Here is a 1720-nt window from a genome sequence, read left to right as displayed (position 1 = left end):
GCTCAGGGGCGCGGGGAACTGCGCGGCCGGCCACGGACGGCCGGCAGCCCGCCCATCCGCATCCGCCCCCGCGCCGCAGCCGACGCGCGACCCCGCCACAGGACTTCACACCGCCCGGCGACCCACACCCCTTCGCTGGCCGAGCGCGCAGTTCCCCGCACCCCCAAAGGCGAGGCTCCGCCCCCCGGCCGGGTGCCCGGCCGGGCCAGGGGCTGGGGTTCGGCCCCTGGCCGGGTTGAAGGCGGGGTGGTCAGTGGGCTTCGCGGATCAGGGTGCGGACCATGCGGCACGTGACGTTGGACGGGCGGTGGATGCCCGTGCGGGCGGCCATCGTCCGTATCTTGCGGTTGGTCGCCCGGGTGGCGTCGTACGTCCCCGTGTCGAGCAGGAAGATGGCCAGGCGCATGGCCTTCAGACGCCGGTTGTGGGCCTCGTACCACTCGCGGGGCAGGCCCGCGGGCAGCTTCTTCTTCCTCGGCGGTTCGATGATCGCGGCAGCGGCCATCCACAGCCTCCCAAACGGTAGTTGGCGGTCTGTCTGCTCCTGTCTTGCTGTCTCCGATTTTACCGGCGGGCACTGACAAAAGCCCTGGCCGGACGCCGTTGCGGCCCTGCCGCCGCGCGGCCCTCGCTAGGCTCCCGGGCATGGAGATCTGGATCAATCCCGCCTGCTCGAAGTGCCGTGGCGCGCTCACCCTGCTCGACGCCGAGGGCGCCGACTACACCGTCCGCCGGTACCTGGAGGACGTGCCCTCCGAGGACGAGATCCGCGCGGTGCTCGGCCGGCTCGGACTGGAGCCGTGGGACATCACCCGCACCTCCGACCCCCTGGCCAAGGAGACCGGCGTACGGGACCTGCCGCGGGAGTCGACGGACGCGGCGCGGGACCGCTGGATCGCCCACCTGGCGGCGCACCCCGAACTCATCCAGCGGCCGATCATCACGGCCGACGACGGTACGGCCGTGGTCGCCCGTTCGGAGGAAGCCGTCCGTGAGGCGCTCTCCCGCAAGGGCTGACCCCGGCCCGCAGGGCCTGGCCCCGGCCCGCAACGGCTGAGCCCGGCCCGCAAGGGCTGAGCCTGGTCCGGGCCCGGTGGCTCAGGCGGTGGCCGAGGTGGTGGCCACCGCCTCGGCCACCGCCTCCGCGGCGGTCAGCGGGAAGACGTGGTGCGCCGCGTCGGGCACGACCTCGATCCGGGCGCCGGGCGGGAGCGCCGCCGCGGCCGCGCGCGCCGTGCGCCGCGCGTCGTGGCAGCGGGACCGGCCCGCGAAGAGCACCGTGACGGGCAGCCGGCCGAGCCCGCGGAGGTCGGGCCGGGGCCCGGTGACCGGCCGGACGGTGGGGAAGCCGGCGGTCGCCTCCTGCAGCCGGAACCAGTCGGGGCCGGCCGCGTCCGCCACGGCCTGCGGCCCGGCCAGGCCCGACTCCCAGGCGAGGAAGCCGCCGATCCGCCCGGGGGTCGGGCGGAGCAGCATGGGCAGGGCCCGCACCAGATAGGCGGGGCGGAACCCCCCGAACACCTGCGTCGGATCCAGCAGCACCAGCCCCTCCAGCCGGACCCCCGGAGCTGCTGGCGCACCCGCGCCGGAGCCCGAGCCCGCACCGCAGCCCGAGCCAGAGCCCGAGCCCGCACCGCAGCCCGAGCCAGAGCCCGAGCCCGCACCGCAGCCCGAGCCGGAGCCCGGGCCCCCGCCCGAGCCCGCACCGCAGCCCGGGCTC

Annotated in this window: 3 protein-coding genes; 1 reads left to right on the top strand and 2 read right to left on the bottom strand. The window is 76.3% G+C overall.

The features are described 5' to 3' along the window. Window positions 1–250: 250 nt before the first annotated feature. Window positions 251–505, bottom strand: a complete 255-nt coding sequence (locus tag EF918_RS35420; RefSeq protein WP_125652940.1) for a hypothetical protein — start codon at window positions 503–505, stop codon at window positions 251–253. A 140-nt stretch (window positions 506–645) separates the two neighbouring features. On the opposite strand from EF918_RS35420, the gene EF918_RS35415 reads away from it, so the two are divergent. Continuing rightward, on the top strand, window positions 646–1017 hold the full coding sequence (locus EF918_RS35415) for an ArsC/Spx/MgsR family protein (protein ID WP_125652939.1): 372 nt from the start codon (window positions 646–648) through the stop codon (window positions 1015–1017). An 81-nt stretch (window positions 1018–1098) separates the two neighbouring features. Here EF918_RS35415 and EF918_RS35410 read toward each other — a convergent pair whose 3' ends face one another. Further along, window positions 1099–1542 (bottom strand): hypothetical protein, encoded by a 444-nt coding sequence (locus EF918_RS35410; RefSeq protein ID WP_185922087.1) that lies wholly within the window; start codon window positions 1540–1542, stop codon window positions 1099–1101. Between the last annotated feature and the right edge of the window lie 178 nt (window positions 1543–1720).

This window comes from Streptomyces sp. WAC06614 (assembly GCF_003949795.1).
GTDB lineage: Bacteria > Actinomycetota > Actinomycetes > Streptomycetales > Streptomycetaceae > Streptomyces.
This window is presented reverse-complemented; position numbering and strand designations above follow the sequence as displayed.